Below are 8,722 nucleotides of genomic sequence, written 5' to 3' on the forward strand. Positions count from 1 at the left end.
CGCCGAGCCTGGCCTCGGCGATGCGCGCGACCTAGCTGTACCTCAGCGCCGCGGTGTCCAGGTCGATCTTCGGGAGCTCGTCCTTCTCGGCCCAATAGTCCTGGGTGTGCTGCCACTCCGAGCCTTCGCCGCTTTTGGGCATCAGGTGCAGGCCCCGCATCAGGTAGCCCGGATTGAAGTTCTCCGGATCGATCCAGGGCTTCAGCTCCATGCCCTCGGGAACCTGCGGGACGACCTTGTGGTAGCCCTTGTCCTGCATGTGCGCCAGGAGCCGGGCCACGAAGTCGCTGACCAGGTCCGCGCGCAGGGTCCAACTCGCCCGGAAATAGCCGAACACCCAGACGAGATTCGGCACACCGGTGAACATCATCCCGCGATAGGTGACGGTGGAGGACCAGTCGACAGGTTTGCCATCGACCTCGAAGGGAATGTCGCCCAGCACGCTGAGATCGAACCCGGTGGCCGTGATGATCACGTCGGCCTCCAGCTCGAGGCCCGACTTCAACAGGATGCCCTTGGCCGTGAAGCGCTCGATCTCGTCGGTGACGACCGAGGCCTTGCCCGCCTTGATCCCCTGGAACAGGTCGCCGTTCGGAATGAAGGCGATCCGCTGGCGCCAGGGCCGGTAGCGCGGGGTGAAGTGGGTGTCGATGTCGAAGTCGTCTCCGAGGAACATCCTCACGCCGGCCAGCAGTTCGGCCTTCACCGCCTCGGATTCCTCCTGGGCGCGGCGGGTGAAATTCGCTTGGTCGAACAGGATCTTGCGGCGGACGATCTCGTGGATCCACGCCTCGTCCACCTTCAGCTCGCGCAGGGTGTCGGCCAGTTCGTTGGCGTTGCGGCCCGGCACGAAATAGGTCGGCGAACGCTGCAGCAGGGTCACGTGCTCGACCTGATCGGCGATATTCGGGACCAGGGTCGCGGCGGTCGCGCCCGAGCCGATCACCACGACCTTCTTGTCCTTGAGGTCGATATCCTCGGGCCAGGTCTGCGGGTGGACGATCGGCCCCTTGAAGTCCGACATGCCGGGCCACTGGGGCGTATAGCCCTGATCGTGCTTGTAATAGCCCTGGCACATGAAAAGGAAGTTGGTGGTGAAGCGTAGCGGCTTGCCGTCGTGGACCGCCTCCACCGTCCAAAGATTGTCCTGGCTGGACCAGCTCGCGCTGGTGATCTTGTGCCCGTAGCGGATGTGGCGGGCCAGATGGTTCTCTTCGATGACCTCGCCCATGTAGGAGAGGATCTCCTGGGCCGTGGCGATGGGCGTGCCGGTCCACGGCTTGAAGCGATAGCCGAACGTGTAGAGGTCGCTGTCCGACCGGATGCCCGGATAGCGGTGCGTCACCCAGGTGCCGCCGAAGGTGTCCTTGGACTCCAGCACGACAAAGCTGGTTCCAGGGCGCTGGGTCTGGAGGTGATAGGCCGCCCCCACGCCGGAGATCCCGGCCCCGACCACGAGCACGTCGAAGTGCTCGGTCTTGGCGCTCGTCGGCCGCGCAGCAACCATATCCGTGGCGGTCATTCTTCCCGTTCCCTCTCCCATTGCCGTTTCGGCCGCAGGTCTTTCGCCCGCGAATAACTTATCATCGATAATGAATGCGCTCGAGACGCTGCGTCAAGCTTTCGCAACGCGGGCGACGAGGGTTAAGCTTCGCTCCAAAGCAACAAAGGAGAGGACGCATGACCCAGGAACTGGCCGGCAAGACCGCTTTCGTCGCCGGCGCGTCGAGCGGCATCAATCTCGGCATCGCCAAGCGGTTCGCCGCCGCCGGGGCCAAGGTCGTCATCATCAGCCGCAGCCAGGAGAAGATCGAGGCCGCCGCCAAGGAGGTCCAGGCCTTCGGCCCCTGCATCGGCATCGCCGCCGACGTGCGCGACTACGCCGCGGTCGAGGCGGCTCTGAAGCGGGCGCACGACGAGTACGGCCCGATCGACATCGTCCTGTCGGGCGCGGCGGGCAACTTCGTGGCGCCCGCCCTGGGCATGAGCGCCAACGGCTTCAAGACCGTGGTCGACATCGACCTGATTGGCACCTTCAACGTGCTGCGCGCCTCGTTCGAGTTCCTGCGCCGACCGGGCGCCTCGCTGATCTCGATCACCGCCGGCCAGGCCGAGCGCGCCTCCCTCTTCCAGGCCCACGTCTGCGCGGCCAAGGCGGGCATCAACATGCTGACCAAGTGCCTGGCGCTGGAATGGGGACCGGGCGGCGTCCGCGTAAACGCCATCTCGCCCGGCCCGATCGCCGAGACCGAGGGCATGGCGCGCCTGGCGCCGACAGCCGAGGCCGAGGAGCGGGTGAAAGGCCGCAACCCGCTGCGCCGCTATGGGACCAAGGACGAGATCGCCGACATGGCCATCTTCCTCTCATCCGACAAGGCGGCCTATGTGAACGGGGCGATCATCCCCGTGGACGGCGGCAGCGGCGCAGGCGATGCGAGCGGCAACGCCCTGGCCAACTATGCCTGATCGCGGTCCTCGCGCTGCGAGGGCCGATAGAAGAGGCCAAGCTTGAAACTGTCGGCGATGCGGCTCGCACGGGCCTGCAGGCCGCGGGCGAGTGCAGGCGCGTAGAGTTCATCGGTGGTGCGGGCCCAGTGCGCGAGCCACCGGTCGAACATCTCCGGCTCGATCGGATGGCGCATATGCGCGGCCATAGGGCGCCCGGTGAAACGCCCGACGCCCAGCAGGCCGCTGGCCCAGAACTGCGCGATATGATCGAGGTGATGGTCCCAGTCGTCGATCGCGGCGTTGAAGACCGGTCCGATCATGTCGTCCTCGCGCACGGCCGCATAAAAGCGGCCGACGAGTTCGCGGAGGTTTTCGGGCGTCAGTTCAGCGTGCATGGCCGGCAGATCGTATCGGGAAGGCGGCCGCGCCAGAGGCGTCTCGCCGCAGAGCGCCGCTTTCGCATGGAATCCGGCGATGCGTCACCCTCGGTTGACCCCTGAGGTGGGCTCCGGGGCTGATCTGGGCCGATTCACTTTTTTTGCCAGACAACCGCCACGCGAACGCTACGGCACAGCTTCGGCACCCATCCGCCCGCGCAAGCTGCGCCTCGACATGCCCTACGCAACAGCCGAGATAGCGAAATCTTGCAGCCTTGGCGCCGGCCATAGGCATGCAAGATCACATGTCAAGCCCGACTACCGCCACTGTGACTGACCGGTCACACCCTTCGCAGACCAGCGAAATCCGAGGGCCCGGACCATTGTGACGAGGGGATGACAGGCATAGCTGGGCTCCAGTGCTTTCAACCCACAGGGGATCAAAAAAGTGAGAAACCAACTGTTCGCGACGGCCGCCGTGGCCGCCTTTTTCGCGCTGACCGGCGCCGCCGCCCAAGCTCAAACCGTCGGCTCCGTCGGCGCCGGCTACAGCCGCGCCGAAGTCGACACCGGCCTGGGTGACGGCGACCTCGATGTCTTCTCGGCTGACGGCTCCGTCGCCTTCGACGCCGGCTCGCTGCGCGGCGCGGTCGATGGCTCGGTCGCCAACTTCGACGGCGACGGCGGCGACGCCACCAACTGGTCGGTCACCGGCCACCTGAACACCGGCTTCAACGGCGGCCTGGCTGGCGGTTTCGTCGGCGTGACCACCAATGACGAAGTGACCGTCTGGGGCGTGGGCGGCGAAGCCCAATTCAACGTCGCTCCGCAAACGACCCTCTATGGCCAAATCGGCTACGGTCAATCGGACGACCTGGCGGACGCCGACCTGTGGGCCGGCCGCGCCGAGCTGCGCTACTTCATCAGCGACAACTTCAAGGTCCAGGGTTCGGCTGGCTACACCAACATCGACACCAACTTCGGTGATCTCGACACCTGGAACATCGGCGCCGACGCCGAATACCAGTTCGCCAGCACCCCCTGGAGCGTCACCGCCGGCTACGAGCATGGCGAAATCGACGACGCCAACCTGGAATCCGACACCTTCAAGGTCGGCGTGCGCTACAGCTTCGGCGGCACCCTGCGTGACCGCGACCAAGCCGGCGCCTCGCTGGGTTCGGTGAACAACCTGTTCGGCGGCGCCCTGGGCCAAAGCGTCATCGCGGCCTTCGGTCAGTAAGACGCAAGCCTACGCCGCGCTTCCCCCTTCCCACCGAAGCGCGGCGCAACGCCCCGGCCCCTCCCCCGGCCGGGGCGTTTTCCTTTCCAGCTAGGCTGCTTCGGCCATGGCCGAGCTCAGGCTGGCCTCGAAGTCCATGAAAATGTCGACGAGTTCATCGACCGCCACCCGCTGCATCCGGCTGGTCGGGAAGCGAAAGCGCCAGAAGCTGGCCACATGCTCGACGGCGCTGAGACGCTCGCCCAGGGCGTTGAACATTGCGGGCGCCTTGACCAGGAAGTCGCGGAAGAACGCCGGGTCGCTCTCCTGGGTCATGGCCGCATAGGCCCGATCATAGACGCCGACGGTGTCCGTGACGCTGGCGATCGCACCGAAAATCCAGCCGCGCAGATCGCCCTTGATGCGGCTGATATAGACCTTGTCCTCCGGATCGACCGCGCCGACCGGACGGATCACCGCGATCTCTTCGACCACCGCCTGGATTCGCGGGATCAGATCGCGTAGCTGCCATTTGTAGTAGAGGAACGCCTTCCAGCAGAACACGCCCTCGCGGAACTGCTCCGGCTCCATCCCCATCACCCGGCGCAAGGGCTCGAGCTCGACGCTGTTGGCGTCGGCCAGGATCTTTGCAAGGAAGGTCGCCGCCTGGGCGCTTGAAGCCTGGCCGCCCCCGAGGGACATCCGCACGAGCGGCTCGAGCTCGGTCCGCGTCGAGGCGAACAGTCTCTCCATGTCTCCATCTGACACGCTGAAATAGCAAGCCGCCGGCGTGTAGCCGTTCGTCTTCAGGCTCTCGCGCATCAGGAACGGATCGAGGGACGGCAACGAGGCGATGAGATCCAGGACGATCCGGTCGCGGGCCCCGACCTGCAGATCCTCGCCGAAGGACTCGGCGGCGATCTCCTCGAAGTTCCGCTGGCCGACGAACAGAAAGCGCGCGCCATAGCGCAGCTCCCGCTCGGCGATCGGCAGCAGAATCTTGGTGGAAGTCTGAACCGGGTAGTCGAAGAGATCAGCCTCACCGCCCCGGATGCGATGCTTGAGGATGATGCTGCGGTTCAGCAGCGCGTTCCTGAAGAACGGCTTCTGCCCATGTTCAAGCTTGCCGCCGTCGCGCTGATAGATCTGCCAGAGGTTCAGCACCCGGGACGTGGCGGCGCTTCTCCGAAGATGCTCCAGGCTTCGATAGGATCGATCGCGCGCCACGTGGGAGCCCGCCCAAGATTAGACGATGATATCCAGGGCGTGGCCCCGGCTTTCGTCGCGCTGCTGGCCAGCCGGCACCACGCGGGTCTCGTCCGCAAAGCCGAGGCCCTCCAGGCTTGCGGCCAGGTGATCGGCGCCCACTTGCGTCATCGGCAGAGCCGCACGGCTCCACAGCCCCTCGCCCGTCAGGCGAAACTCCACTCGGTACATGGCCCCGCGCCTTTCCCGCGAATCGAGGCCTGCACCTTATCCATGTATGGTTATCGCCAGCTTAACCATAGACGTTCAGCGAACATCGTTACGCCGGACGTCATCGACGAGCTGGGCAGCGACACGGAACCCGGAGGCTCCGTGTCGCCGTCAGGATCAGGCCTGAGCGTTGGCCGCGGGGGCTGGCGCCGGCGCGCCGGGCGGACGACCGATCCAGATCTGGCCGGACCGCGCCATCACCTCGCCCTTGTCGTCGAACAGCGCCACGCCTGCGAAGTGCTTGCGGCCTTCGACCTCGCGTGCCCAGGCCACGACCACATAGGTTTCGCCGACCTTCGGCTTGCGCAGCACCTCACCGGCCATGGTGCCCAGCAGGCCCACGGCCGAACCGGTCTTGATCCACCAGGCCATCGAGCCCGAGCAGTCCAGAGCGCCCCAGGTGATCTCGTCGGGGATGGTGCCGTCGTCGAGCGCGAAGTTCTCGTGCGGGGTCCAGACGCCCGCGCACTGGCCCAGCGGCGCGCCGTCGATCTGGCCGACGTGGACGCCCAGGCCCTCGCCCGCTTCACGCTCGATGCAGCAGGAGAAGCAGCCACGGTGCAGCGACCGCTCGGCGAACTGCGAGGCCGCAGCGAAGGTCTTGGCCTCCTCGACGGTCGGAGGAGCCGGGGGCGGGTTCGGAATCTGGCTGTCGTCGGCCGGGCGGGCCGAGCCGAGGATGGCGCCCTCGGCGTTCACCAGCGTCACCGCCCCGTCTTCGCCGGGTTCGATGCGCACGGCCGTGTCGAGGGGAACGCCGGAGCGGAGCATGGCTACGCCACGGCCACCGACTGCGCCCGCGAGGACGCCGCAGATGTAGCCGCCGTTGGCCTGGAAGGGGGGACCCCGAAATTGGCGGGGTACGACGATCTCGGTCATCGGAAATGATCTCTGGTTTGAATCAGCGGTCAAAAGAATACGCCGATCATGGCCCAGCCCATGGCGACTAGGAAGCATGACCTTGGGGAAACAGCGCTCGCGGGGCAGGAACCCCTTGCGGGCTTTGGGGTTGAACCTGCGTCATTGCACCGAGGAGTCGTCATGAAAACCGACATGAATGACCCCGCCGCAGTCGAACAGCGGCTTTGGGAGGATATCGAGCGCCACCAGATCGGAATGCTCGGTCTGCTTGGAAGGCTCGATCACCACACCCAGCCGATGACCGCCTTTGTCGAGCGCGACGCGCGCACGCTCTGGTTTTTCACCAGCATCGACTCCGGAATGGCCAAGGCCGTCGCGGAGGGCGCGCCCGCGCTTTTCACTTTCAACCATAAGGAGATCCAGGCCAGCATCTCAGGCGTGCTCGACCTCGTTCATGACGAAGCGCGGATCGCCGAGTACTGGAACGCGGTGGCCGCCGCCTGGCGTCCTGGTGGCAAGGACGACCCCCGCCTCACCCTGCTACGCCTCGATTGCCGTGAAGCCGAGGTATGGCTGTCCCAAGCTGGCCCGGTTCAGTTCGCATGGGAAATCGCAGTCGCCAACGTCAGAAAACACGAGCCGCATCTGGGCGGACACGCCAACCTCCGCTTCCATTGACCGGCGTTTTGTGAATGTCGCTATACTTCGGTCGACTTGCGATTACGCAGAACGCTGGTCACCGCTCGACCGATTATTCCGAGATTCTTTCCTAGTATCGATTTGTTTTAGTAAATCTGAGCACAACTGTGTCGTGTTCACGACAGTCATTCGCGGCAGCCGTGGGTAGGCTCCATCCAGGCCGCAAGGCTGCTTCCGATTCGCCACCGCCAAGGTGCCTCCGGCCCGTGCAAAATCGTCTGCTCGCAGCGTTGCCCCCCGACGACTATGGGTTGCTCGCACCTCATATTACGCACGTAGATCTGGAGCGGGGTCGGCTGCTGCACGATCCCGGGGACCGCATCGAGGTGGTCTATTTCCCCCACGACGGCGTCATCTCCCTGCTCACCCTGATGAACAACGGCGCGGCTATCGAGTGCGCGGCCGTCGGCTATGAGGGCGCGGTCGGGCTGAGCGCGGCGTCCGCCCCCCGTACTTCGCTCTCCCGGGCCATGGTCCAGACGCCCTGCCGCTGCGCGCGTATCGGCTCGTCGCAACTGCACGACGCCTGGCTGAAAAGCTCCCGAATCCGGGAGATGGTCGATCGGCATTCCGAGGCCCTGCTCGGGCACATGGCCCAGTCGGCCGCCTGCAACGCCCTGCACACTGTGGAGGCGCGGTTCTGCAGATGGCTCCTGACCTGCGACGACCGGATATCGACCCACACGGTCGCCCTGACGCAGGAATTCGTCGCCGACATGCTCGGCGTGCAGCGGACGACGGTCACCGCCGTAGCCCGCGCTCTGCAGGCCCGCGGCTTCATCCGGTACAGGCGCGGCGTCATCGACATCGTCGACCGCGAAGGCCTGCACGGCGCGGCTTGCGAGTGCTACGGCGTCGTCCGCCGCCACTACGAGCGGCTGCTTCTCCCTATGGAAGCCGGCGGCTAGGCCGCGAACAGCAGTCTGGCCGTGACGCTCGGCTGGGAGCTCAGCTCGAACTCGCCACGCACCTGGGCGGCCAGGCTGCGGACGAACCAAAGGCCGAAGCGCTCGCGGCAGGTCGAGGGATCGAAGCCCTTGCCATCGTCCTTGACGATGAGTTCGTAGCGCCGCTCACCGGCGGGCGCGAGGCTGACCCGTAGAACGCCGCCGGCGTCGTCATAGGCATGGGCGAGCGCGTTGGAGGTAAGTTCATGGACGATCAGCGCCAGGGTCGAGGCCGTCTGGTCCGGCGCGATCAAGGTCTCGACCGACAGCACCACCTCGGCCGACTGCACGCCGCGCCGCCGGCTCCAGACCGGGGCCATTTCGTGGAGATAGGCGCGGAAGTCGACGCCGCCCTCGCAACGGTGGCGCTCCAGCGCCCCCAACGCCCCGACGGCGTCGGCCATCCAGACGAGTTGCCGACGGGTTTCCGGATCTCCGGCCCGCTGGCCGCGCATGCGGGCGAGCGCCGATATGAGCTGCAGCGTGTTGGCCGTGCGGTGCCGAACCTCCGCCGCATGCGCATCGTGGCGCGTCTCATCGCTCATCTTCAGTCGCCCCAGCCTCGCCGCCGCGCGGCGGTATAGCCCGGCGACGTTCCGCCTGTCGGTCGGGCCGGCGACCGAGCTACGGCGGATTTTTCGAACATTAAGCATGTCCGGCTCGCGATAAAAGCCGAACATTTCTATCAGAGGTCG

10 protein-coding genes are annotated in these 8,722 nt (G+C 65.9%); 4 read left to right on the forward strand and 6 right to left on the reverse strand.

The window, feature by feature from the left end; translation table 11 throughout:
• Window positions 1-31: 31 nt before the first annotated feature.
• Window positions 32-1,522: a flavin-containing monooxygenase gene (locus ABID41_RS04730; RefSeq protein WP_331931057.1), complete on the reverse strand. Its 1,491-nt coding sequence runs from the start codon at window positions 1,520-1,522 to the stop codon at window positions 32-34.
• A 158-nt stretch (window positions 1,523-1,680) separates the two neighbouring features.
• Here ABID41_RS04730 and ABID41_RS04735 point away from each other — a divergent pair, with 158 nt between their 5' ends.
• Window positions 1,681-2,466 (forward strand): SDR family oxidoreductase, encoded by a 786-nt coding sequence (locus tag ABID41_RS04735; RefSeq protein ID WP_331931059.1) that lies wholly within the window; start codon window positions 1,681-1,683, stop codon window positions 2,464-2,466.
• Here the strand turns inward: ABID41_RS04735 and ABID41_RS04740 are convergent.
• Window positions 2,457-2,843, reverse strand: coding sequence for a group III truncated hemoglobin (locus ABID41_RS04740; protein WP_331931061.1), 387 nt, complete (start codon window positions 2,841-2,843; stop codon window positions 2,457-2,459). The genes ABID41_RS04735 and ABID41_RS04740 overlap by 10 nt on opposite strands.
• Before the next feature lie 430 nt (window positions 2,844-3,273).
• Between ABID41_RS04740 and ABID41_RS04745 the strand changes: the two genes are divergently transcribed.
• A complete protein-coding gene (locus ABID41_RS04745) occupies window positions 3,274-4,065 on the forward strand; it encodes an outer membrane protein (RefSeq protein WP_331931063.1) in 792 nt (263 codons plus the stop codon).
• A gap of 90 nt (window positions 4,066-4,155) precedes the next feature.
• Here ABID41_RS04745 and ABID41_RS04750 read toward each other — a convergent pair whose 3' ends face one another.
• From ABID41_RS04750 to ABID41_RS04760, 3 genes are all read right to left on the reverse strand, one after another.
• Window positions 4,156-5,271 (reverse strand): hypothetical protein, encoded by a 1,116-nt coding sequence (locus ABID41_RS04750; RefSeq protein WP_331931065.1) that lies wholly within the window; start codon window positions 5,269-5,271, stop codon window positions 4,156-4,158.
• A gap of 18 nt (window positions 5,272-5,289) precedes the next feature.
• Window positions 5,290-5,481 carry a hypothetical protein gene (locus ABID41_RS04755; RefSeq protein ID WP_331931066.1) on the reverse strand — a complete coding sequence of 64 codons (192 nt, stop codon included), beginning with the start codon at window positions 5,479-5,481 and terminating at the stop codon, window positions 5,290-5,292.
• A gap of 156 nt (window positions 5,482-5,637) precedes the next feature.
• Window positions 5,638-6,399, reverse strand: coding sequence for a hypothetical protein (locus tag ABID41_RS04760; protein WP_331931067.1), 762 nt, complete (start codon window positions 6,397-6,399; stop codon window positions 5,638-5,640).
• Window positions 6,400-6,561: 162 nt separating this feature from the next.
• Between ABID41_RS04760 and ABID41_RS04765 the strand changes: the two genes are divergently transcribed.
• Complete coding sequence (locus ABID41_RS04765) at window positions 6,562-7,059, forward strand: pyridoxamine 5'-phosphate oxidase family protein (RefSeq protein ID WP_331931069.1); 498 nt, start codon at window positions 6,562-6,564, stop codon at window positions 7,057-7,059.
• 227 nt (window positions 7,060-7,286) lie between these two features.
• Window positions 7,287-7,988, forward strand: a complete 702-nt coding sequence (locus ABID41_RS04770; protein ID WP_331931071.1) for a Crp/Fnr family transcriptional regulator — start codon at window positions 7,287-7,289, stop codon at window positions 7,986-7,988.
• Here ABID41_RS04770 and ABID41_RS04775 read toward each other — a convergent pair.
• The gene (locus tag ABID41_RS04775) at window positions 7,985-8,572 is read right to left on the reverse strand and encodes a sensor histidine kinase (protein WP_331931073.1); all 588 of its coding nucleotides are present in this window, start codon (window positions 8,570-8,572) and stop codon (window positions 7,985-7,987) included. The two genes, ABID41_RS04770 and ABID41_RS04775, sit on opposite strands and share 4 nt — an antisense overlap.
• Window positions 8,573-8,722: the final 150 nt, after the last annotated feature.

This window comes from Phenylobacterium koreense (assembly GCF_040545335.1).
GTDB lineage: Bacteria > Pseudomonadota > Alphaproteobacteria > Caulobacterales > Caulobacteraceae > Phenylobacterium > Phenylobacterium koreense.